At 70.8% G+C, this 19,601-nt stretch carries 23 protein-coding genes; 7 read left to right on the top strand and 16 right to left on the bottom strand.

Translation table 11 applies throughout. The annotated features are described in order from the left end of the window. Positions 1 to 327: 327 nt before the first annotated feature. The 4 genes from RUMESO_RS12565 to RUMESO_RS12550 all read left to right on the top strand — a co-directional run bounded on the left by RUMESO_RS12565 (position 328) and on the right by RUMESO_RS12550 (position 4,397). Positions 328 to 1,014, top strand: a complete 687-nt coding sequence (locus RUMESO_RS12565; protein ID WP_037280683.1) for a DUF484 family protein — start codon at positions 328 to 330, stop codon at positions 1,012 to 1,014. Beyond that, the gene (locus tag RUMESO_RS12560; protein WP_037280681.1) at positions 1,011 to 1,925 is read left to right on the top strand and encodes a tyrosine recombinase XerC; all 915 of its coding nucleotides are present in this window, start codon (positions 1,011 to 1,013) and stop codon (positions 1,923 to 1,925) included. The genes RUMESO_RS12565 and RUMESO_RS12560 overlap by 4 nt, the downstream gene beginning before the upstream one ends. A gap of 61 nt (positions 1,926 to 1,986) precedes the next feature. After that, entirely contained in the window at positions 1,987 to 3,399 is a 1,413-nt protein-coding gene (locus RUMESO_RS12555) for a YcjX family GTP-binding protein (protein WP_037280679.1), read from the top strand. Then, on the top strand, positions 3,396 to 4,397 hold the full coding sequence (locus RUMESO_RS12550) for a YcjF family protein (RefSeq protein ID WP_037280678.1): 1,002 nt from the start codon (positions 3,396 to 3,398) through the stop codon (positions 4,395 to 4,397). Before RUMESO_RS12555 ends, RUMESO_RS12550 begins: the two co-directional genes overlap by 4 nt. Before the next feature lie 16 nt (positions 4,398 to 4,413). Here the strand turns inward: RUMESO_RS12550 and RUMESO_RS12545 are convergent, their stop codons facing one another. From RUMESO_RS12545 to RUMESO_RS27225, 6 genes are all read right to left on the bottom strand, one after another. After that, positions 4,414 to 5,244, bottom strand: coding sequence for an NAD-dependent epimerase/dehydratase family protein (locus RUMESO_RS12545; protein WP_037280714.1), 831 nt, complete (start codon positions 5,242 to 5,244; stop codon positions 4,414 to 4,416). Between the two features lie 171 nt (positions 5,245 to 5,415). Beyond that, positions 5,416 to 6,213, bottom strand: a complete 798-nt coding sequence (locus RUMESO_RS12540; protein WP_245639264.1) for a glycosyltransferase — start codon at positions 6,211 to 6,213, stop codon at positions 5,416 to 5,418. Beyond that, entirely contained in the window at positions 6,210 to 6,587 is a 378-nt protein-coding gene (locus tag RUMESO_RS12535) for a VOC family protein (RefSeq protein WP_037280674.1), read from the bottom strand. The genes RUMESO_RS12540 and RUMESO_RS12535 overlap by 4 nt, the downstream gene beginning before the upstream one ends. Further along, positions 6,584 to 7,804 carry an NAD-dependent epimerase/dehydratase family protein gene (locus RUMESO_RS12530; RefSeq protein ID WP_037280672.1) on the bottom strand — a complete coding sequence of 407 codons (1,221 nt, stop codon included), beginning with the start codon at positions 7,802 to 7,804 and terminating at the stop codon, positions 6,584 to 6,586. The genes RUMESO_RS12535 and RUMESO_RS12530 overlap by 4 nt, the downstream gene beginning before the upstream one ends. Before the next feature lie 114 nt (positions 7,805 to 7,918). Continuing rightward, positions 7,919 to 8,887, bottom strand: a complete 969-nt coding sequence (locus tag RUMESO_RS12525) for a sensor histidine kinase (RefSeq protein ID WP_037280670.1) — start codon at positions 8,885 to 8,887, stop codon at positions 7,919 to 7,921. 163 nt (positions 8,888 to 9,050) lie between these two features. After that, entirely contained in the window at positions 9,051 to 9,521 is a 471-nt protein-coding gene (locus RUMESO_RS27225) for a hypothetical protein (RefSeq protein ID WP_245639263.1), read from the bottom strand. A 238-nt stretch (positions 9,522 to 9,759) separates the two neighbouring features. Here RUMESO_RS27225 and RUMESO_RS27220 point away from each other — a divergent pair, with 238 nt between their 5' ends. Next, the gene (locus RUMESO_RS27220) at positions 9,760 to 10,179 is read left to right on the top strand and encodes a hypothetical protein (protein WP_245639262.1); all 420 of its coding nucleotides are present in this window, start codon (positions 9,760 to 9,762) and stop codon (positions 10,177 to 10,179) included. Here RUMESO_RS27220 and RUMESO_RS12515 read toward each other — a convergent pair. The 5 genes from RUMESO_RS12515 to nth form a co-directional block, all read right to left on the bottom strand. Then, positions 10,158 to 11,405, bottom strand: coding sequence for a class II D-tagatose-bisphosphate aldolase non-catalytic subunit (locus RUMESO_RS12515; RefSeq protein WP_037280667.1), 1,248 nt, complete (start codon positions 11,403 to 11,405; stop codon positions 10,158 to 10,160). The two genes, RUMESO_RS27220 and RUMESO_RS12515, sit on opposite strands and share 22 nt — an antisense overlap. Next, the gene (locus RUMESO_RS12510) at positions 11,402 to 12,463 is read right to left on the bottom strand and encodes an AgaS family sugar isomerase (protein WP_037280665.1); all 1,062 of its coding nucleotides are present in this window, start codon (positions 12,461 to 12,463) and stop codon (positions 11,402 to 11,404) included. Before RUMESO_RS12510 ends, RUMESO_RS12515 begins: the two co-directional genes overlap by 4 nt. Then, positions 12,460 to 13,452, bottom strand: a complete 993-nt coding sequence (locus tag RUMESO_RS12505) for an SIS domain-containing protein (RefSeq protein ID WP_037280663.1) — start codon at positions 13,450 to 13,452, stop codon at positions 12,460 to 12,462. The genes RUMESO_RS12510 and RUMESO_RS12505 overlap by 4 nt, the downstream gene beginning before the upstream one ends. Before the next feature lie 102 nt (positions 13,453 to 13,554). Beyond that, on the bottom strand, positions 13,555 to 14,553 hold the full coding sequence (locus RUMESO_RS12500; RefSeq protein ID WP_037280661.1) for an adenosine kinase: 999 nt from the start codon (positions 14,551 to 14,553) through the stop codon (positions 13,555 to 13,557). Continuing rightward, on the bottom strand, positions 14,550 to 15,197 hold the full coding sequence (nth, locus tag RUMESO_RS12495; RefSeq protein ID WP_037280659.1) for an endonuclease III: 648 nt from the start codon (positions 15,195 to 15,197) through the stop codon (positions 14,550 to 14,552). The genes RUMESO_RS12500 and nth overlap by 4 nt, the downstream gene beginning before the upstream one ends. Positions 15,198 to 15,308: 111 nt before the next feature. Between nth and RUMESO_RS12490 the strand changes: the two genes are divergently transcribed. Together RUMESO_RS12490 and RUMESO_RS12485 are read left to right on the top strand one after the other, a co-directional pair. Next, positions 15,309 to 16,157: a methylated-DNA--[protein]-cysteine S-methyltransferase gene (locus RUMESO_RS12490; RefSeq protein WP_037280656.1), complete on the top strand. Its 849-nt coding sequence runs from the start codon at positions 15,309 to 15,311 to the stop codon at positions 16,155 to 16,157. A 108-nt stretch (positions 16,158 to 16,265) separates the two neighbouring features. After that, positions 16,266 to 16,919, top strand: a complete 654-nt coding sequence (locus RUMESO_RS12485; RefSeq protein ID WP_037280654.1) for a YiaD family glycine zipper/OmpA-like lipoprotein — start codon at positions 16,266 to 16,268, stop codon at positions 16,917 to 16,919. Positions 16,920 to 16,995: 76 nt separating this feature from the next. Here RUMESO_RS12485 and RUMESO_RS12480 read toward each other — a convergent pair whose 3' ends face one another. The 5 genes from RUMESO_RS12480 to RUMESO_RS12460 all read right to left on the bottom strand — a co-directional run bounded on the left by RUMESO_RS12480 (position 16,996) and on the right by RUMESO_RS12460 (position 19,596). Beyond that, positions 16,996 to 17,562: a F0F1 ATP synthase subunit B family protein gene (locus tag RUMESO_RS12480; protein WP_037280652.1), complete on the bottom strand. Its 567-nt coding sequence runs from the start codon at positions 17,560 to 17,562 to the stop codon at positions 16,996 to 16,998. Position 17,563: 1 nt separating this feature from the next. After that, positions 17,564 to 18,154 (bottom strand): F0F1 ATP synthase subunit B', encoded by a 591-nt coding sequence (locus tag RUMESO_RS12475; protein ID WP_082484007.1) that lies wholly within the window; start codon positions 18,152 to 18,154, stop codon positions 17,564 to 17,566. 68 nt (positions 18,155 to 18,222) lie between these two features. Beyond that, complete coding sequence (locus tag RUMESO_RS12470) at positions 18,223 to 18,459, bottom strand: F0F1 ATP synthase subunit C (RefSeq protein ID WP_037280650.1); 237 nt, start codon at positions 18,457 to 18,459, stop codon at positions 18,223 to 18,225. Positions 18,460 to 18,502: 43 nt separating this feature from the next. Next, entirely contained in the window at positions 18,503 to 19,267 is a 765-nt protein-coding gene (locus RUMESO_RS12465) for a F0F1 ATP synthase subunit A (RefSeq protein WP_082484005.1), read from the bottom strand. Continuing rightward, a complete protein-coding gene (locus RUMESO_RS12460; protein WP_037280646.1) occupies positions 19,264 to 19,596 on the bottom strand; it encodes an AtpZ/AtpI family protein in 333 nt (110 codons plus the stop codon). Before RUMESO_RS12460 ends, RUMESO_RS12465 begins: the two co-directional genes overlap by 4 nt. Positions 19,597 to 19,601 lie beyond the last annotated feature (5 nt).

The following is a 19,601-nucleotide window of genomic DNA, read 5'->3' as shown; positions in this document are numbered from 1 at the left end:
AGGCTCCTCGGCCAGCGCGGTCGGCTCCTCGGGGCACCTCCATCGAATCGAGACCGAAGGGATCGCCCAGATCCTCGGGCCCGCCGGGCAAGGGGGCGGGGGCGATGCGCTTGGTCCGGGCCTTGGGCATGACGGGTCCTCCGGGGGCCTGGTTCCTGATATGTTCTATTTTGGCCACAAGGGCAAGGATTCCGGCCACAGCCTTCACCTTGGCCGGAAGGCCACGATTCGGACCGCCGCAGCAAGGGGCCATGCGCCATCGCTGGCCCGTCGCCAACAGGCTGCTAGTCTGCCGCCCGAACACCAACCTCAAGAGTGTGACAGGCAATGAGCAGCGGCCCCCTCATGGACCCCAAGGTCCGGGAGACCATCATGGCGGACCCGGCGGTCCTCCTCGACGACAAGGACATCATGCGGGTCCTCGTCGGCGCCAACGAGAGGGCCATGGGCCCCAACATCGTGGATATGCGCGGAATCGCGATGGACCGGCTGGAAGCGCGGCTCGACCGGCTCGAGGACACGCACCGGTCAGTGATCGCGGCGGCCTACGACAACGTGGCCGGCACGGCGCAGATCCAGCGGGCGGTGCTGCGAATGCTGGAGCCCCAGCGCTTCGAAACCTTCCTGAGGGACCTCGGCGATGACGTGAAGGCGATCCTGAGGATCGATTCGCTGCACCTGATCATCGAATCGGACCATGCCGACGGCGAGGACGGGATCGAGCGGCTGGACAGCGTCCTCGTGATGGAGCCAAGGGGCTTCGTCGAGACCTACATGCGCGGCTATCGCGGTGGCCCCGCCCGCAACGTGGTGCTGCGCCCCTTGGGCTATGCGACGGTCCACGGCGACGACATCCGGTCCGAGGCCTGCCTGAGGCTCGACCTCGGCGAGGACGTGGGGATGCTGGTCATGGGGTCGCAGGACGAGCGGCACTTCCAGCCCCAGCACGGGACGGACCTCCTGGCCTTCCTGGGCGCCGTCACCGAGCGGGCGTTGCGCCGCTTCCTGGGATGATCGCTCCCCAGCTCGCGCAGGCGCTCGAGGACTGGCTGGCCCAGGGCCGGGCGCGGCGGGGCTATTCGGGGAAGACGGTCGAGGCCTATCGGGCCGACGTAGCAGGGTTCCTGACCTTCCTCGCCGCCCACAACGGCGGGGCGGAGGGAGTGGCGGGAGTCGGCCGGCTCACCGTCTCGGACCTCCGCGCCTTCATGGCGCACGAGAGGACGCGCGGGACTTCGGCCCGCTCGCTGGCGCGGCGGCTCTCGGCGGTGCGGGGCTTCTGCGGCTGGCTGGGGGAGCGGGAGGGATTCGATGTCACGGCCGCGCTCTCGGCCCAGGGGCCAAGGGGGAAGGCGCGCCTGCCGCGCCCTCTCGCCCCGCAGGCGGCGCGGGACGTGATCGACGCGGTGGAGGCCGAGCCATCCGAGCCCTGGGTCGCTGCCCGGGACGCCGCCGTGGTGACGCTGCTCTACGGGCTCGGCCTTCGCATCTCCGAGGCCCTGGGGCTCACCGGGGCGTTGGCAGAGCTGCCGGCGGTCCTGCGGATCACCGGCAAGGGCGGCAAGGAACGGCTGGTGCCGGTGCTCCCGGCGGCCCGGGCGGCAGTGGCCGATTACACCCGGCTCTGCCCTCATGCGATCACCAAGGACGGGCCGCTGTTCCTGGGCCTGCGGGGCGGGCCGCTCAACCCTCGCCTCGTGCAGCGGGCGATGGAGCGGGCGCGGATGCGGCTCGGCCTTCCCGCGACGGCAACGCCCCATGCGCTGCGGCATTCCTTCGCGACGCACCTTCTGGCGTCAGGCGGCGACCTGCGGGCGATCCAGGAGCTTCTGGGGCACGCCTCTCTCTCCACCACCCAGGGCTACACGGCCGTGGAGGCCGGGCACCTCCTCGAAGTCTACGAAAAGGCGCATCCAAGGGCGTGACGCCCCTGCCCTACCGCTCGCCCGGGCGACTCCCTATGTTCCTCCCGAACCGGAGGACGGAATGATCGGCTCGCTCACGACGGGCGCTTGGGACGCCACGCGCAACATGGCCGAGGCGATGACCTCCCCTTTCAGGGACCCCGTGATCCGGCTGGGCGTCACCGGCCTGTCGCGGGCCGGCAAGACGGTGTTCATCACCTCGCTGGTCGCCAACCTCATGGACCGGGGCCGGATGCCCCAGCTTCGCGCGGCGGCCGAGGGACGCATCCAGGCGGCCTGGCTCCAGCCGCAGCCCGATGACGACGTGGCTCGCTTCGCCTTCGAGGAGCACCTCGCGGCCTTGACCTCACCCCAGCCGCGCTGGCCGGAGGGGACGCGGCGCGTCTCCGAGTTGCGCCTCTCCTTCCGGCTCGCGCCGACGGGGCTTCTGGGCGGGCTGTCGGGACCACGGACGCTGCACCTCGACATCGTGGACTATCCGGGCGAGTGGCTGCTCGACCTGAGCCTCCTGGAGAAGGACTTCACGGAGTGGTCCGTGCGGGCCCTCGCCAAGGCACAGGCACGGCCGGGGGCGGAGGAGTTCCTGGCGCGCCTCAAGGCTCTCGACCTCGGGGCCCCCCTCGACGAGGTCGAGCTGAAGGGGCTCGCCGAAGCCTATGCCGCGCATCTCAGGGCGGCCCGGGACGCGGGCTACTCGGACTGCACGCCGGGGCGATTTCTCCTTCCAGGGGACATGGAGGGCTCGCCCGCGCTGACCTTCGCGCCGCTGCCGCCAGTGGCGGATGCCAAGCGGGGGAGCCTCTGGCGCGAGAGCGAACGGCGCTTCGAGGCCTACAAGCGGCTCGTCGTGACGCCCTTCTTCCGCGAGCACTTCGCCCGGATCGACCGGCAGGTGGTGCTGGTGGACGTGCTGGGCGCGCTCGGACGCGGGCCCCGGGCCTTCGAGGACCTGCGGCAGGCGATGGCGGAGATCCTGTCGGCCTTCAGCCCGGGACGGAACGCCTGGCTCGCGCGGCTCCTCGGACAGAGGCGGGTCGAGAGGATCCTCTTCGCGGCCACCAAGGCGGACCATCTGCACCACTCGCAGCATGGCAGGCTGGCCGCGCTGACGGAGGCCCTGCTTCGCGAGGCGCGAGACCGGGCAGAGTTCGCGGGAGCGGAGACGGAGGCCATGGCCATCGCAAGCCTCCGCACCACCGTCGAGGACCGGATCGAGCATGGGGGCGAGATGGTGGACGTCGTTCGAGGACGCCTCGACGGCACGGGCAGGCAGGTGGCGCTGCATCCAGGCGACTTGCCGGAGGACCCCGGTCGTCTCCTCGCGCCCGCGCGGGCGGGCGCCGAGGGCTGGCCCCTGCAGGACTATGCCGTGCGGGAGTTCGCGCCAGCCCCGCTGACGTTGCGCCCAGGCGAGGGGCCACCCCATATCCGGCTCGACAAGGCCGCCGAGTTCCTGATCGGAGACGAGTTGTGAGCGAGGACAGACCCCGCGGGCCGGTGCTGATCGAGGTGGAGGACGCCGTCCCCTTCGCGCCCGAGGTGGCCCCGCCGGTTCCGGAGGCGGGGACTTTCGGGGCGCCTCCGGCGATGGAGCGGGCCATGCGGATCGCGGCCCGGCCCAAGTCGCGGCTCGGGGCCTGGTTCTGGTCGCTCCTGGGAAGCTTCCTTCTCTTCGCGCTTTCGGTGGCGGCCTGGGAATGGGTGACGGACCTTCTGGAGCGGCACCCGGTGCTGGGCGGAGTCGCGACGGCCCTGCTCCTGGGCCTTTGCGTCGTGGCGCTGGCCATCGCAGGGCGGGAGGTGCTGGCGATCCGAAGGCTGGCACGGATCGACGAGGTCCAGCGCGAGGCGGCGGGGGCCTTGGCCACGGGCAGCCTCGGGCAAGCGCGCACGGTCGTGGAGCGCCTTCAGCACATCTATGCCGGACGGGATGGCCTGCGCTGGAACGCCGCGCGACTGAGGGAGCGGGCGGGCGAGGTGTTCGACGCGGACGGCCTCCTGCGGCTTGCCGAGGCGGAATTGCTCGGGCCCTTGGACGTGGCCGCTGAACGGGAGGTCGCAGGCGCGGCGCGGCAGGTTGCGGCGGTGACGGCCGTGGTGCCTCTGCCTCTCGCGGACGTGGCGGCGGCCCTGGGCGCCAATCTGCGGATGATCCGGCGGGTGGCCGAGATCTACGGCGGGCGCTCCGGGACGCTGGAATCCTGGCGCCTGGTCCGCAGCGTGATGACCCATCTCGTCGCGACCGGCGCGGTGGCGGTCGGGGACGACCTGATCCACGGGGTGGCCGGGGGGACGGTGCTGTCGCGCCTCTCGCGCAGGTTCGGGGAGGGGGTCGTCAACGGTGCCCTCACGGCCCGGGTGGGAATTGCGGCGATCGAGGTCTGCCGGCCGCTGCCCTTCCTGGGGCGGGAGGGGCCTTCCGTGACGGGTCTCCTCGGCGGGGCGCTGAAGGGTCTCTTCGGGCGGGACTGAGCGCAAGTCGCCCATGTCAGGCCGGGCTGCCCCCGGCCATCCCACGTAGGGTCGAGTCGAGCGCGGCCTCGCCACCCGGGGTCCATCCGAGGGAGCGCAGGCGGGTGCAATCCATCACGTTGGGCGTCCTCTCGGCCCGCTCGGGCAGACGGCCCGGGATTCCGGCGATGCGCGACCAGCGCGCAAGCAAGTCGTGGCGGTCCAGGAGGAGGTCGGAGCAGTTGTAGGGACCTGACGCGGCACCGAGCAGCAGGAGGACGGCGCGGGCGAGGTTGGCCCCATGGACCTCGGTGCCACAGGCGGGAGGCAGCGGATCGCCGCGGGCGAAGGCCTCGAAGAGGTCGGACCACTTGTGGCGCTGGCCGGGTGCGGGGGGTCCGTAGACGCCGGTCGCGCGGAGGCTCGTGCCACCCTGCGCGTGGAGCGCCTCCTCGGCGGCGAGCTTGACTTGGCCGTAGAGACTGTCGGGAGCGAGGCGAAGACCCTCGGTGAGGAGCGCGCCGGGAGAGAGACCGTCGTAGACGGCGCGAGACGAAAGGAAGACGACGGGACGGCCGCGCGCCTCCTCCCAGAGACGGAGAGTGCCGTCGAGGTTCTGGTGCAGGAAGCCCTCGGGGTCCGATCCCTCGCCGCCCCGATAGCGGCCGGGGACGTGGTAGAAGGCGGCATGCACCAGCGCGTCGCAGCCGGCGAGAGGTGCTGGCTCGCCCAGGCCCCAGGGGCGATGGGTGCCGCCCCAGGGCGAGGGCCGGCGCCCGAGGGCAACGAGGTCGTGACCGGCCGCTAGAATACGGGCCGCGATGAACTGGCCGACAAGGCCCGTGGCGCCGGTCAGGGCGATCCTCATGGCTGGGCCGCCCGCGTTGCCTCGGATCGGCGGTCGGGCCTCCACTCGCTCCAATGAACCCCAGCCTGACAGGACGAACCGAACGAAGCCCGATAAAGAAATCCTATGCAGGCGACATGCCGGCACGCGCTGCTTGCCGCCTCGGTCAGATGGTGCGTGCCGGCATGCACCCTAGGGTCTCGGCATGGTGGACAGGTCCGGCACAGGGCCGTCGCCCGCGAAGGCTTGCCAGAGATCGATCAGGGGTCGGAGACGGTCGGCCTTGGCATGAGGCTCCCAGGGCTTCTCGTATTGGTAGTGAAGGACGTGGATGTCGCTCCAGTCCCAGAGGCCCGGCATGTTGAACCAGACGTATTGGAGCATGTTGTAGATGACCGGCAAGCCGTGCCAGTCCGGGAAGGCGTGCTGGAGGAAGGTCTGGTCGGTGCGTTTCCAGAAGGCGCCGGGGGTGTCGAGCTGGGCGAGGAGGCGCTCGAACGTGGCCGGCGAGGGGCGTGCGGTGAAGACGCCGGAGTTCATGCGGTGGAAGTCCGACAAGCTCTCGTAGACGTTCGGGGCGGCGCAGAGCTCGGGATAATCGAAGAGCCTGTCGATGTTGCGGAGCACCAGCGTGTCGGCATCGAGGAACACCACCCGCTCGTAGGGGAGCTGCCAGAGGCGAAGCTTGGCAAAGTTGTCGAGCGGAGTGTGGAACGGCGGCTTGGTGCCCTTCGTGAAGGGGTTCAGGCCGTGGATGCGGTCCTTGGCATGGGCGGCGTTGAACTCGGGCGAAGTGGGGAGGAGGTCCACCCGCACCAGCCGCGCGCCCTGGGCGGCGAGGGGGGCCAGCGCACCGTCCGGCACGCCACCCGTATGCAGCACCACCCGGTCGGCGCCCGTGCCGGTCAGGGTGAGCGAGCGCAGCAGCGCCGCCGCACCGCGCGCGAAGTCGGCGTTGGTCACGAGGGTGACGTAGGCGTGGGCGGTCACGGATAGACGATGAATTCGAGGAGGGAGCCGTCTGGGTCGCGGAAGTAGAGGCTTGTCCCCTCCCCTCTTCCGCCTTGCCTGGGAACCGGGCCGAGCTCGACCGCCACGCCGCAGGTGGCGAGGTGGGCCCGGGCCTCTTCAACCGTCCCGTCCCAAGCGAAGCAGAGGTCGCTGTTGCCGGGCTGGACGGGGAGCCGGGCCAGGGGCTCGGCCCGCACGCCGGGGCCATGGCAGTTGAGCTGCTGCCTCCCCCAGCGATAGACGAACCCCGCGCCGCGCGGCACGACCTCGGCCCCTACCACGTCGCGGTAGAACATGTTGGACCGATTCCAGTCCGAGACGTGGATCACGCAGTGGTCGAGCGCCACTCTCACGACGCAGTGCGCAGCGCCCGATGCTCGGGATCGCGGTCCACGCGGGCGGCGAGGTCCTTGGTCCAGGCCGACACCGCGGGCACGCGCGAGCGGTCGATACGGTGGGCGAACTTCTTGGCCACCTCCACGACCTCGGTCAGCAGGCCGTCCTGGAGCGTGATCGGGTTGAGCCCCAACGCGAGGAACTGGTCGTTCTTGACGATCAGCTCGTTCTCCTCGGCCTCCTTGCGGGGGTTGGGAAGGTAGGCGATCTCAGCCCCCGTGAGGCGCGAGACCAGCTCGGCGAGGTCGCGGACGCGGTGGGTCTCGGTCATCTGGTTGAAGATGCGGACCCGCTCGCCCCGCTTGGGGGCGTCCTGGAGCGCCAGCTCGATGCAGCGGACCGAGTCCTGGATGTGGATGAAGGCGCGGGTCTGGCCGCCGGTGCCGTGGACGGTCAGCGGGTAGCCGATGGCCGCCTGGATCAGGAAGCGGTTCAGCACCGTGCCATAGTCGCCGTCATAGTCGAAGCGGTTGACGAGCTGCGGATGCAGCCGCGTCTGGTCGGTGTGCGTGCCCCAGACGATCCCCTGGTGCAGGTCGGTGATCCGCAGGCCGTCGTTCTGGGCGTAGAACTGGAACAGGATCTGATCGAGGCTCTTGGTCATGTGGTAGACCGAGCCGGGGCGGGTCGGATACAGGATCTCCTGCTCCACGGTCTCGCCCGACAGGGTCTCGATGCCGACCGGCAGGTAGCCCTCCGGGATCGCGGCGCCGATGGTGGAGTAGCCGTAGACGCCCATCGTCCCGAGGTGGACGAGGTGCGCGTCGATCCCGGTCTCGACCAGCGCGGCCAGGACGTTGTGCGTCGCATTGACGTTGTTGTTGACCGTGTAGACCTTGTGGCGGTCCGACTTCATCGAATAGGGCGCGGCGCGCTGCTCGGCGAAGTGGATCACGGCGTCGGGCTCGTATTCCTGGAGCCAGGCCTTGAAGCGCTCGTACTCCTTGGCGATGTCGAGGAAGTGGAACTGGAGCTTCCGCCCCGTCACCTCCTTCCAGATGCGGCACCTCTCCTGGATCGAATCCATGGGCGTGAGCGACTGCACTCCGAGCTCGGTGTCGATCCAGCGGCGGCTGAGGTTGTCCACGATGTGGATCTCGTGGCCCGCGTTCGACAGGTGGAGGCAGGTGGGCCAGCCCACGAAGCCGTCGCCGCCCAGGATCGCGATCTTCATGCAGAGCACTCCGGTTGCCGCCCGCGTCACCCGGGCGGAAAAGGGTTTAGAGGAACAAGCCGCGAAGGTCCACCGGGGTTTCCGGAGACCGGGGTTCCGGGCGGATCGCCCCTCTCAGACTTGGAAGGCGACGATCGTGCGGACGCCGCCGGGAATCGCCTCGCTGGCAAGCTCGCCGCCGAGCTCGGCCGCGAAGGCCGCGGCAAGGCTGCGACCGACGCTTCCCTCGGTCATGGCGGCGCCCCCATGCTCGACGACGAGCCGGCAGGAATCTCCCTCCCTGTGGAGCGAGACCCGAATGCCGAAATGCCCGACCTCGACGGCCTGGGCTGCGGCATCGGTCAGGATCTCGTTCAGGATCAGGGCCAGAGGAACCGCGGTCCGGGTCGGGAGCGTCGTCGGCGGGAGGTCGCAACGGATGTCCAGATCGGCGGCGAAGGCGCTGCGGAAGCCTTGCACGTTGCCGGCCAGGTATCCCCCGACCTCGGTGCTCTCCATCTCGGGCGCCCCGTCGAGACGGCGATAGAGGGCCGCGAGGGCCTGCACGCGGCCCTGGACGCGCTTGAGCGCCCCGCGTCCCTCGGGTGGCGCGGCGCGCGCCTCCATGGCCAGGATGGCGGAGATCGAGGCGAAGCTGTTCATCACCCTATGTCCGAGCTCCCGGAGCAGGCGCTGGGCATGATCGAGCGCCGCGGCGTGCTCGCGGCTCCGGGTCACGTCCCGGAAGGTCACGGCGAAGCAGCCGGGCGGATCGAGCGGAGCGGCCAAGACCTCGTAGTCCCTCCCTGTGGCGTCGGCGCGCTGGGTGAAGCGCACGGCGGTCCGGTCGAGCGCGACGCGGCCGAAGGTCTCGACCCAGGCGTTATCCAGATGGGAGGCGAGTTCGCGGGCGGTGCGCCCTTCCAGGGCTCCGGCGCCGAGGACCTCCTCGAGGCAGCCGCTCGCGCGGAGGAACCGGTAGTCCATCGGGCGGCCCTCGGAGTCGGTCACCACCGAGCACAGCGCGAAAGGAGCATCGAGGAGCGCGTCAAGCGTCTCGAAGATGCCACTGCCTACTACCGTCATGCGCCGCTCGAACTGCATTGAACCTCCAACCACATAAGCTTCCACGGGCCAGGCCAAGACCCACAACTGCGCTCCACACCTGCGCGATCAAACATCCCCTGGTTGCATCATGTCATAACTGAGGCAGTTGACCTAGCGAAATCAGGCCTTCGGGAGGGCACGCTGGTCGGCGAAACGTCGCTCAGGCCAAGCCCGCCACGGTGCCTGCCACAGCCAGCCCATCGTCGAGCACCAGGAGGTCGGCAGCATCGCGGCCTTCGACCGTTGCGAGGTCTTGGCGGCCGAGGAGGCCAGACGGCACGGTCACGGCCATCCGAAGCGCGGCCTCTGGTGAGAGGTCCACCCGGGTCACGAGGCGGGCGACACTCTCGGCCATCGTGACATGCGCGCCGGCGAGGCTGCCCTCGGGGTTGACGAGCCGGCCGTCCTCGACCCTCAGGTCCATGTCGTAGAGGCGAAAATGATCCGGGCCTCCGACGGTGGGCATGGCGTCGGACACCGCATAGAACAGGTCCGGCGCCGGGCGTGCGCGAAGGGCCAGCGCCAGCACGTCGTCCACGACATGGATGCCGTCGCAGATGAGGCCCACGGGAACCCCGGAGCTCAGCGCCGCCCCGACCAGGCCCGGGGCGCGATGGGTCAGCGGCGACATGGCATTGAAGAGGTCGGGTGAAGGTCCGGGCCCCCTCGGCCAGGGCGGCACGGGCCTGCTCGGCCGTCGCGTCGGAGTGCCCGAGCGAGACCACGACCCCCATCCGGTCCAGCTCGGCGATCTGGCCCGGGGAGGTCGCCTCTGGCGCGAGGGTCAGGAGGACGGGGACGCCGCCCTCGCGCAGGCGTCGGACGGCGGCGAGGGTGCGCTCGTCCAGAGGGCGGATGAAGCGGGCGGCGTGGGTGCCGCGCCGGACGACCGAGATGTGTGGGCCCTCAAGGTGGATGCCGATGATCCCCGGACGCCCTCGAGCGGCGAGCGCCGCATCGACGGCGCGGTCCATGACCTCCGGCGCGTCGGTGATGAGGGTGGGAAGGATCGCCACGGTGCCGAGGCGGCGATGGGCGCTCGCGATGGCCTCCATGCCGGCGACGGTCGGCTCGGTGTTGAGCAGCACCCCCCCTCCGCCGTTCACCTGAAGGTCGACATAGCCGGGAGTGACGAGGCCAGGAACGACCTTCGCGTCCATTCTTGGGTCCCTCGGCGCGAGGTCGATCACGCGGCCAGCATCGAGGCGGAGGGCGAGGCCCTCGTGCAAGCGCTCGCCGTCGAAGAGGCGATCCGGGGTGATCCAGGTCATGCGTCGGGGAAGAGATAAGGGGCGAGCGCCTCCTGGACGCTGGCCTGGAGAAGGGCATCGGCCGGGGAGAACTGGGCGCGCAGCGGTTCGGCCCGATCGAGGACGGCGGGGCAGAAGCCCTGACGGAGGAGCGGGTCGGGCAGGCGCTTGCCCTGGAGCGCGGCGCGCAGACGGGAGAGCGCGGCCTGCGCCTCGGGCTTGGGCCAGTAGTAGCGGATGCGGTCGGCGTAAGAGAAGTGGCGCTGGACCCGCAGCTCCCCGGCCTTGGGATCGAGGTGGCGCTGCCAGTGGCGCGGGTCGGCGAGCATGACGATCTCCATGGACTCCGACAGGTCCCGGTCGATCCACCCGGCGATCTGGGCGAGGGAGTCGAGGGCATAGGCCGCCTCGCGCCAGGCGAAGGTCAGGGCGGGGCCGACCTTCTGGAAGGCGAAGCCGAGCTCCGCGAGGCGGGGGAAGGCCTCGGGGCGCTGGTAGTCGGTGGAGTGGGCCTCCAGCACGACGCCCTCGTGGTGGGCGACGGCCTCGCGCAGGCCCGGGTCGCGGTCCATCGGGAGGTGGTGGACCTCCATGGCGCCGAACTCCACGCCGGGCTGGACCACGAGGCCGCCGATGCGACCAAGGTCGCGGAAGGCCTCCATATGGGCATCGAGGGTGGCCCGGGCCGCCTCGGGAGAGGTGGGCGTGATGCCCTGGTCGCCGGGGCGCGCGCCGCCCGGCGGCGGGACCTCGGTGCCCACGACGAAGAGGAGGCGGTCACCGGGGACCGTCTCCACGGCCGCCCGCGCGAGGATGGCCGCACGTGGCACGGTCTCGGCGTCGGTGAGCTGGGCGGGCTCGCCCGCGCAGCCCTCGGAGCAGTCGAGGTGGATCTTGGTGAAACCTGCCTTGGCATAGGCGCGGACCATGGCGTCGGCCTTGGCCATGGCCTCCTCGGGAGCAAGGCTCCGCCAGGCCTGCGGTCCGAGGTGGTCGCCGCCAAGGACGACGGCGGCGCGGTCGAGGCCGGCCTTGTCGGCGAGCTTGTGGACCATGGCCACGAAATCGGCCGGCGTCTGGCCCGTGTAGCCGCCATCCTGGTTCACCTGGTTCGAGGTAGCCTCGACCACGATGGGACGGCCGAGCTGGCGGGCGAGGCGCAGGGAGGCCTCGATCACCTCGGGATGAGCGGAGCAGACGGACGGGATGGCCGCCCGAGCCCCCGCGCGGTTGCGGGCGATCACGTCCTGGAGGATGGCGCTCATGGGGTCACCGGATGCAATTGGATGCCTTGGACGACGCGGGACAGCGTCCCCTGGCCCTCGAACGGATCATCCACCTTGAGCCCGAGCCGGTCGGACAGGGTCGCGGCGAGGATCTGGGCGTAGGGCACGACGAGGGCCGCGCCCCAGGCGGCCCCTTCGGGCATGGGAACGTCGAGGTTGCCGCCAGGACCGATTGTCGTAACGCGCGAGGCGGGGAACTGGGACCGCAGCTCGGCCGCGAGGTCGTGGTCGTAGAGCGCGGCGTGGGGATCGGGCGACAGAAGGAGGACGATGTCGGTCGCGCCCTGGACGAAGCTCTTGGGGCCGTGGCGGAAGCCGAGCGTGCTGTCCCAGAGGCAGGGAATCGCGCCGGCGGTCAGCTCCATCACCTTGAGCGCGCTCTCTCGGGCGGCGAAGGCCAGGGGGCCGGCTCCGAGAAAGACGAGGCGCTGCGGCGTGCGGGCGGCCCCGGCCTCGGCGGCGTAGAGGCGCAGTAGCGAGCGCAGGCGGGCAGCCAGGGCGGGAACGGGACCAGCGCCCTCGGGCGCCAGGAGGGCGAGCGCGCTCAGCAGCATGGTCGAGAAGCTCGAGGTCATGGCGAAGCCCGCGTCGTGGGCGGCCTCGGGCAGGACGAGCGAGAACCAGGGCCCCGGCGCGGGCCGGGTGGCGAGCTGGCCCTTGGGGTTGCAGGTGACGTTGAGGCGCGGCGTCGCGGGCGAGAGCGCGTCGAGGGCGTCGAGGAGGCCCACCGACTCGGCCGAGTCGCCGGAGCGGCCGAAGTGGACGACCAGCGCGTCGGTGGGAAGGTAGGCGCGCGGGCGACTCACGATGTCGGTCGTGGGGATGGAGCGCAGTCGAAGCCCCTGCCCCTCCAGGCCGGAGGCGACGATGTCGCCGATATAGGCGGAGGTGCCGGCGCCGCAGAGCCAGACCTCCCGAGGACCGAGCGAGGCGATCCAGGCGCGGGCATTGGCAAGGTGTGGGGTCCGGGCCCAGTCCTCCCACAGGGTGGGCTGCTGCTGGATCTCGGCCCAGGTGCGGGTCTCGGTCAGGGTCATGTCGTGCGCGTCACCTTGGAGAGCGCCTTGGGCGCGTCGGGGTCGTGGCCACGGGCGAGCGCCGTCTCGCGCACGACCGGATAGAGGAGGCAGAGGAGCAGCGCGGCGGCGGCGGCGGGGGTGAGGTCACCGGCACCCACGTCGGCCGGCGAGACCCGGAGGACCTCCGCACCATGGTCGCGGAAGCGCGCCTGGGCCACGTCGAGGCTCTCGCGCGTCTCGGGATGGCCGGTGTCGAGGAGGAGGACGATCAGGTCCTCCTCGGCCACGAGCTGCAGGGGGCCGTGCAGGACCTCGGAGGCGGAATAGGCCTCGGCGTGGAGGGCGCAGCACTCCTTGAGCTTGAGCGCGATCTCTTGAGCGGCGCCGAAGCCGGTGTCGCGGCCGACGACGTAGACGCCCTGGGCCTTGGTCAGGGCGTCGCGCAGCTCGGTGGCGCGGGGATGGGGACGGCGGCCGGCGCTAGCCACGACATCGGCGCTCGCGCGGGCGCGGGAGGCATAGTCGGGGACCAAGGCGCCGAGGAGCGCGGTGCCGGCGCCCACGGCGCCGACGACGGTCTTGGTGGCGGGCACGGCCTTCTCGGGGCCGGCGCCGATGGGAAGGCAGGTCTGCGCCTCGTGCTCCACGGGTGAGCCGGGGACGTTGGTGATGGCGATGACGAGGCCGCCTTGGGCGCGCGCGCCGCGCGCGGAGCGGACGAGGTCGTCGCTCGCCCCCGACTGGGAGATGACGAGGACGAGGGAATCGCCCAGCGCCACCCCTTCGCCCAGAGAGAAGACGGAAGGCGGCAGCGAGGTCGCGGGACGGCCGCTCTCGCGCATGAACTCGTAGGCGAGGATCGCGGCGGCGGCGTCGGAGGAGCCGCGCGCGATGGTGTAGGCGGCGCGCCAGGGCGCGGGCGCAGGGCCGGGCTCGAGCAGCGCGGCGCGGCGGAAGGCTTCGGGTGCCTCCGCGATCTCGGAGGCCATGTGGGTGCCGGCGGTCATGGATGGGTCCTTGGGACGGGTCATGGCATCTTTATCCGCCAGATTCGGTTAAGGAAGGGTAACCTGACCGTTCGGTGCCCCCGAGGGCGACGCAACACCCCCTCAGACCAGCCCCTCGTGGCGGAAGAGCGCCCGCAGGTCGGCATGGGGCCGCGCGCCGAAATGCGAGATGACCTCGGCCGCCGCGACGCAGCCCATGCGGCCGGCGACCTCGAGCCCCTGGCCCGTCGCGAGGCCGTAGAGGAAGCCCGCCGCGAAGAGGTCGCCCGCGCCGGTCGCGTCCACGGGGACCACCTTGCGGACAGGGACGGTGACGGTCTCCTCGCCCCGGATCAGGATCACGTCCTCGCCCGAGCGGGTGCAGACGACGACCTCGCAGTCCCGCGCCGCCTGGTCGAGCGCGGCGGTCAGGTCCGTCTGGTAGAGCGACTCCCATTCGTGCTGGTTACCGATGACGTAGTCGAGGTCCTTCACGAGGCGGCGGAAGTCGGCGCGGTGACGGTCCACGCAGAAGGGGTCGGAGAGGGCGATGCCGGCCTGCCCGCCTCCCTGGTGGGTCAGGCGCGCGGCGGCCTCGAAGGCGGCCTTCCCGGCAGGCCGGTCGTAGAGATAGCCTTCGAGGAACAGGAGGTCGGCGTCGGTCGCCACCTCCTCGGGCACGTCCTGCGGGCCGAGCTCGGACGAGATGCCGAGATAGGTGTTCATCGACCGCTCGCCGTCCGGGCCCACGAAGATCATGGAGCGCGAGGTGGGCAGGCCGCCGTCGCGGATGGGCGGGTTCGGGAAGTCGCTGCCCTCGGCTGCGAGCGAGCTGGCGTAGAAGCGGCCCAGCGCGTCGTCGTTCACGCGGCCGATGAAGGCGGTCCTGAGCCCCAGGTTGCCGAGGCCCGCCATGGTGTTGGCGACCGACCCGCCGGGCGCCTGGCGCGGCTCGCGCATGGCGGCGTAGAGGAGCTCGGCCCGCTCGCGCTCGATGAGCTGCATGATCCCCTTCTCGATCCCCATGAGGTCGAGGAAGGAGTCGTCGGCGGGGCAGAACACGTCCACGATGGCGTTGCCGATTCCAATGACATGGTAGCGGCCGTTCGCTTGGGCGGTCATTCCGGGGTCTTCTCCTCGTAGGTGCAGAGGTCGCGGATCAGGCAGGCCGGGCATTTCGGCTTGCGCGCGACGCAGGTGTAGCGGCCGTGCAGGATCAGCCAGTGATGGGAGAGCTGCTGGAACTCCACGGGGACGTGGTTCTCCAGCGCCCGCTCGACGGCCACGACGTCGTTCCCCAGCGCGACGCCGGTGCGGTTGCCCACGCGGAAGACGTGGGTGTCCACGGGCTGGCTCGGGAAGCCCCACCACATGTTGAGGACGACGTTCGCGGTCTTGCGACCTACCCCGGGGAGGGATTCGAGCGCGGCGCGGGAGGACGGGACCTCGCCGCCGAAGCGTTCCACCAGGATCTCGCTCAGGCGGATGACGTTCCTGGCCTTGTTGCGATAGAGGCCGATCGACTTGATGTAGGGGATGAGCCCCTCCTCCCCCAGGGCCAGCATCCTCTGCGGCGTGTCGGCGATGGGGAAGAGGTCGCGCGTGGCCTTGTTGACGCTCGCGTCGGTCGCCTGCGCGGACAGCGCCACGGCCACGAGGAGCGTGAAGGCGTTGACGTGCTCGAGCTCGCCCTTGGGATGGGGGTTGGCGCCGTGGAGGCGGCGGAAGACCTCGACCTGCTCGGCGTAGGACAGTTGGCGCGGCATGGGCGCGGGTATGCGCGACCCGGGCGCGGGGGGCAAGCATCCCGCAGGTTCCGGGTCGCGCGCAACTCGGCCAGGGCCTAGATATCGGGTCCAAAGGACGGGTGAATTGCCATGGATCAGACCAGCTACCATTACGCCGTGATGCGCCGCGCGATCGACCTGATCGACCGGGCGGAGGCGCCCATGAGCCTCGAGGATCTGGCGGGCGCCATGAGCATGAGCCCCGCGCATTTCCAGAGGCTGTTCTCGGCCTGGGCGGGGGTCTCGCCCAAGCGCTATCAGCAGTACCTCGCGCTCGGGCACGCCAAGGCTCTGCTGCGCGAGAGGCGGGCGGTGCTGGAGGTGGCGGACGCCGTGGGGCTCTCGGGGCCGTCGCGTCTCCACGACCTCTTCGTGCGCTGGGAGGCGATGACCCCGGGAAGCTTCGCCAGGGAGGGCGAAGGCCTCACGATTCGGATGGGCCTCTTCGAGACGCCCTTCGGGCCGGCGGTGGCGATGGGGACCGAGCATGGCCTCTGCGGCCTCGGCTTCACGGCCGAACAGGGAGAGGCGGCGGTCCGGGCCGACCTCAGGGCGCGCTGGCCCCGCGCGGACTTCGTCGAGGAGCCAGATGCGCTGCGGCCCTGGGTCGAGGCGGCCTTCGGCGGCGAGGGAGCGCGCCTCCACCTCATCGGGGCACCCTTCCAGATCAAGGTCTGGGAGGCGCTGCTGGCGATCCCCTCCGGGCAGGTGGTGACCTACGGGGAGATCGCGCAGGTCATCGGGGCGCCCAGGGCGGTGCGGGCGGTGGGGACGGCCGTGGGGCGGAACCCGGTGTCCTGGCTCATTCCCTGCCACCGGGCGCTGCGCACCACGGGCGCCCTGGGTGGCTACCACTGGGGGCTTCCGGTCAAGCGCGCCATGCTGGCCTGGGAATCGGCGCGGGCCGAGGCGCGGGAGCCTGAGCGGGGAGCCGCGTAATCCGATGGACCCGCTGACAAAGTCGCGCGTTATCGCATATCAGCGCGCGGCGGGTCATATCGGCCCGGCACGGGCGCGTCCCGCGCCCGACCTTGAAGGAATGAACAGATGGCATTCGAACGACTCACCCTTTCGGTCATGGCCGGCTCGCTCCTGGCCCTTGCGGCCTGCCAGCAGCCGCTCCCGAACCAGCAGAACGACCAGACCCGCACGGGCGCCCTGATCGGCGCCGGCGTGGGCGCGGCGGTCGGCGCGGCCACGGGCGACGACAGCGACGAACGCATCCGCAACGCGCTGGTCGGCGCGGCGGTGTTCGGGGCCGCGGGCGCGGGGATCGGGGCGGCGCTGGACCGTCAGGAAGCGGAGCTGCGGGCGCAGCTCGGCAATGGCACGGTGACCAACACGGGCAACGAGCTGATCGTCACGCTGCCGAACGACATCCTGTTCGCCACCGACTCGGACATCGTGTCGGCGCAGTCGCAGGCGGACCTGCGGGCCGTCGCGGTCTCGCTCAACAACTATCCCAACACGACGGTGAACGTGGTCGGCAACACCGACAGCGACGGCGATGCCGCCTACAATCAGGATCTCTCCGAGCGTCGCGCGCGGAACGTGGCCAACGTCCTGATCGCCTCGGGCGTCTCGGCGGCGCGCATCAACGCCATCGGGCAAGGCGAGAACGTCCCCGTCGCGACCAACCAGACCGCCGCGGGCAAGCAGCAGAACCGGCGGGTCGAGATCGTCATCACGCCGAACCGGTAAGGCCACGACCCCCGGAACGACCAAGGGCCGCCGGGAGACCGGCGGCCCTTTTCTCTTGATCGGTCGAGGCGCGGGCTCAGTGGAGCTTGGCACCCACGGTGGCGATGGACTCGTCCACGAGGCGCGAGGCCTGGGCCGGGGTCATCTGGGTGGCCAGCACCTCCTGAGCGGCGGCCACGGCCGCGACGACGGCACGGTCCTTGACCTCGCGGATCGCCTTGGCCTCGGCGGCCGCGATCTGCTCCTCGGCGGAGGCGATGCGACGCTGGACGGCACGGGCCGCATCCTCCCGGGCCTGGGCCGCGGCACGTTCCGCCTCGGCACGGGCCTCGACGACGATGCGCTCGGCCTGCTCGGCCATCTCGCGGCGCTTGTGCTCGAAGGAGTTCAGCAGGGCCTGGGCCTCCTCACGGAGGGCCCGGGCCTCGGCCAGCTCGCCCCGGATCGTCTCCGCCCGCTGATCGAGCAGCCCCGCGATGCGACGCGGCACGCCGAACCACAGGACGATCCCCAGGAAGAGGGCGAAGGCCAGGAAGACGATGAACTCGGGGTTGTGGAGCGTGAAGAACGGGCCGTGGACGGTCACCTGGGACAGGGCCAGGTAGGCCAGGATCACGGCCAGGACGATGGCAAGGATCTTCATGTCAGCCCCTCACGGTCCGGGCGACCGCCGCGTCCACGGCAGCCGGGTCGGGATGCCCGCCGAGCGCCTCGACGATGGCGCGTGCGGCATCGCGGGCGACGGCCTCGACGCTGCCGGCGGCCTCGGCCTCGATCTGGCGGAGCGCCTGGGCGCTCTGGGCGGCCTTGGCGTCGATGCGGGCGTCGGCCTGGGCGAGCTCGGCGTCGAGCTGGGCCTGGATCTCGGCCCGGGCCTGGGCGCCGATGCGGCTCGCCTCGGCGCGGGCGTCGGCCAGCGCCTTGTCGTAGGCGGCCTGCGCGTCGCGGGCCTGGGTGCGCAGGGTTTCGGCGGCCGCGAGATCGCTGCCGATGGTGCCCCGGCGCGTGGCCAGCGTCGCCCCGATCCGCGGCAGGGCCACGCGCGTCAGGATCAGGAAGATCGCAACCAGCGTCACGATCAGCCAGAAGATCAGGTTGCCGAAGAAATCCGGGTTGAGCTGGGGCATCCCGCCAGCTTCCTCCTCGGCCGCGTGGGTCGCGGTGGTCGTCTCCCCATGCGCCTCGTTGGCGACGAGGGCCGGGCCGGCGTCCGGCGCCGTTTGGTCCTCTTCCATCGCTCCCTCCTTGAACGGATGAGGGGCGGCGCGTCGTCGGCGCCGCCCGCGTCACGGATGTCGCGGGATCAGACCGCGAACATCAGCAGGAGCGAGACGAGGAACGCGAAGATGCCCAGGGCTTCGGCGAAGGCGATGCCGATGAAGAGCGTCGCGGTCTGCGAGGCGGCGGCCGAGGGGTTGCGGAGCGCGCCGGCCAGGTAGTTGCCGGCCACGTTGCCCACGCCGATGGCGGCCACGCCCGAACCGATGGCGGCGAGGCCCGCACCGATGAGTTGGCCCATATCCGCGATGTTGCCTTCCATTTCGTTTCTCCTTTGGGAATGGCTTGAAGGGGGTCCGGCGCCGTCAGTGGCCCGGATGCAGCGCGTCCTTGAGGTACACGCAGGTGAGGATGGTGAAGACGTAGGCCTGGATGGCCGCGACGAGGACCTCGAGCCCGTAGATCGCGGCGATGGCCAGGATCGAGAGCGGCGCGATCAGCGCGATCGCCGCGAAGGCCGCGAAGACCTGCATCACCGCGTGGCCCGCCATCACGTTGCCGGCCAGTCGGATCGAGTGGCTGACGGGGCGCACGAAGTAGGAGATGACCTCGATCACGGCGATGATCGGGCGCAGGATCAGCGGCGATTCCTTGACCCAGAAGAGGCCCAGGAAGGCGGCGCCGTTCTTGACGAAGCCGATCACGGTGACGGTGATGAAGACCGCCAGCGCCATGACCGCCGTCACCGCGACATGCGAGGTCGGCGCGAAGGAAGTGGGGATGAGCCCCAGGACGTTCACGAAGAGGATGAAGAGGAAGAGCGTCAGGATGTAGGGGAAGTACTTCACCCCCTCGTGGCCCGCGACGTCCTCGACCATCTTGTAGGTGAAGTCGTGGATGAGCTCCGCGATGGACTGGCTGCGGCTGGGCACCACGGAGCGGCGCGCGGTGCCGATCACGAAGAGCGCGAAGATCGCCAGCACCGCGATCGCCATCCACAGCGTCGCGTTGGTGATCGTGTACCAGTGGACCTCGCCATGGCCGAAGAGCGGGCGCAGGTTGAACACCTCGAGCGGCTCGAAGCTCAGTCCGCCTTCCGCCGCCTGTGCCGCTTCCTCTTCCACCGTCAGTCCTCCGTCCGCTGCGAAGCCTCGGCCTCGCGTTTCCGCTGCATCTCCTGGGCCGAGCGCAGCATCGTCTTGATGCCGGCCGCAAGGCCCAGGAAGACGAAGATCACCAGGAAGATCGGCAAGGTGCCGAACAGCCTGTCGATCCCGTAGCCGATGCCGAAGCCGATCATGAGGCCCGCCACCAGCTCGATCACCATCCGCCAGGCTAGGCTCGCCTGGGAGTAGTGCTCCTCCGCCTGGGACTTGGGCTCGGTGCCGCGGGCCCGGGCGAGCCGCTCCTCGAGCGCGCGGAGGCGCTCGTGCTCGGAACGGTCGTCGGGATCGGACATCGGTC

It is taken from the genome of Rubellimicrobium mesophilum DSM 19309 (assembly GCF_000600335.2).
Lineage (GTDB): Bacteria > Pseudomonadota > Alphaproteobacteria > Rhodobacterales > Rhodobacteraceae > Rubellimicrobium > Rubellimicrobium mesophilum.
The sequence above is the reverse complement of the archived record's forward strand: the minus strand, read 5'-3'. Positions and strand labels throughout refer to the sequence as shown.

What these genes read in the sequence shown, in the direction of transcription:
- RUMESO_RS12565 (WP_037280683.1), top strand. Translation starts at nt 328, where the DNA reads ATGAGCAGCGGCCCCCTCATGGACCCCAAGGTCCGGGAGACCATCATG.
- RUMESO_RS12560 (WP_037280681.1), top strand. Translation starts at nt 1,011, where the DNA reads ATGATCGCTCCCCAGCTCGCGCAGGCGCTCGAGGACTGGCTGGCCCAG.
- RUMESO_RS12555 (WP_037280679.1), top strand. Translation starts at nt 1,987, where the DNA reads ATGATCGGCTCGCTCACGACGGGCGCTTGGGACGCCACGCGCAACATG.
- RUMESO_RS12545 (WP_037280714.1), bottom strand. Translation starts at nt 5,244, where the DNA reads ATGAGGATCGCCCTGACCGGCGCCACGGGCCTTGTCGGCCAGTTCATC.
- RUMESO_RS12530 (WP_037280672.1), bottom strand. Translation starts at nt 7,804, where the DNA reads ATGAAGATCGCGATCCTGGGCGGCGACGGCTTCGTGGGCTGGCCCACC.
- RUMESO_RS12525 (WP_037280670.1), bottom strand. Translation starts at nt 8,887, where the DNA reads ATGCAGTTCGAGCGGCGCATGACGGTAGTAGGCAGTGGCATCTTCGAG.
- RUMESO_RS27225 (WP_245639263.1), bottom strand. Translation starts at nt 9,521, where the DNA reads ATGTCGCCGCTGACCCATCGCGCCCCGGGCCTGGTCGGGGCGGCGCTG.
- RUMESO_RS12515 (WP_037280667.1), bottom strand. Translation starts at nt 11,405, where the DNA reads ATGAGCGCCATCCTCCAGGACGTGATCGCCCGCAACCGCGCGGGGGCT.
- RUMESO_RS12510 (WP_037280665.1), bottom strand. Translation starts at nt 12,463, where the DNA reads ATGACCCTGACCGAGACCCGCACCTGGGCCGAGATCCAGCAGCAGCCC.
- RUMESO_RS12505 (WP_037280663.1), bottom strand. Translation starts at nt 13,452, where the DNA reads ATGACCGCCGGCACCCACATGGCCTCCGAGATCGCGGAGGCACCCGAA.
- RUMESO_RS12500 (WP_037280661.1), bottom strand. Translation starts at nt 14,553, where the DNA reads ATGACCGCCCAAGCGAACGGCCGCTACCATGTCATTGGAATCGGCAAC.
- nth (WP_037280659.1), bottom strand. Translation starts at nt 15,197, where the DNA reads ATGCCGCGCCAACTGTCCTACGCCGAGCAGGTCGAGGTCTTCCGCCGC.
- RUMESO_RS12490 (WP_037280656.1), top strand. Translation starts at nt 15,309, where the DNA reads ATGGATCAGACCAGCTACCATTACGCCGTGATGCGCCGCGCGATCGAC.
- RUMESO_RS12485 (WP_037280654.1), top strand. Translation starts at nt 16,266, where the DNA reads ATGGCATTCGAACGACTCACCCTTTCGGTCATGGCCGGCTCGCTCCTG.
- RUMESO_RS12480 (WP_037280652.1), bottom strand. Translation starts at nt 17,562, where the DNA reads ATGAAGATCCTTGCCATCGTCCTGGCCGTGATCCTGGCCTACCTGGCC.
- RUMESO_RS12475 (WP_082484007.1), bottom strand. Translation starts at nt 18,154, where the DNA reads ATGGAAGAGGACCAAACGGCGCCGGACGCCGGCCCGGCCCTCGTCGCC.
- RUMESO_RS12470 (WP_037280650.1), bottom strand. Translation starts at nt 18,459, where the DNA reads ATGGAAGGCAACATCGCGGATATGGGCCAACTCATCGGTGCGGGCCTC.
- RUMESO_RS12460 (WP_037280646.1), bottom strand. Translation starts at nt 19,596, where the DNA reads ATGTCCGATCCCGACGACCGTTCCGAGCACGAGCGCCTCCGCGCGCTC.